General features: G+C 71.6%; 1 protein-coding gene. It reads left to right on the top strand.

What is annotated here, in order from left to right:
* A partial coding sequence (locus ACTMTF_RS49425; RefSeq protein WP_441117040.1) for an acyltransferase domain-containing protein occupies positions 1 to 654 on the top strand: 654 nt, incomplete at both ends.

The following is a 654-nucleotide window of genomic DNA, read 5'->3' on the forward strand; positions in this document are numbered from 1 at the left end:
GGTCCGCGGCGGGCGGGGGTGTCGGCGTTCGGGATCAGCGGGACCAACGCCCACGTGATCATCGAGGAAGCACCCCCGGCCGAATCCGAGGGCTCTGCCGACACCGTGCCGGTCGAGGACACCCCAGCGCCCGTGCCGGTGCTGGCGGGCGGGCCGCTGGTGTGGCTGGTGTCGGGGCGGTCGGGTAAGGCACTGGCGGCGCAGGCCGGTCGGTTGCTGAGTCATGTGGTCGCCCATCCGGAGCTTGATCCGGCCGACGTGGCCTGGTCGCTGGCCACCACGCGGTCGACCTTCGAACATCGCGCGGTGGTGTTGGGCGATGACCACGCCGAGCTCGTACGAGGCCTGGACGCCGTCTCGGCGGGACGATCCGCGAGCCGGGTGATCTCGGATGCGGCGGCCCGGTCGGGCCGGGTCGGGTTCGTGTTCGCGGGGCAGGGGGCTCAGCGGGCGGGGATGGGTGCTGAGTTGTATGCGGCGTCGCCGGTGTTCGCGGCGGCGTTCGATGAGGCGGTGGCGCTGCTGGAGGCCGAGCTGGGGTCGGCGATCCGGGAGGTCGTTCTCGGCGTTCCGGATTTCCAGGCTGGTACGGATGTGGCGGATCAGACCTTGTACGCCCAGACCGGGTTGTTCGCGGTGGAGGTCGGTCTGGTG

The organism is Nonomuraea sp. ZG12 (assembly GCF_052068115.1).
GTDB lineage: Bacteria > Actinomycetota > Actinomycetes > Streptosporangiales > Streptosporangiaceae > Nonomuraea.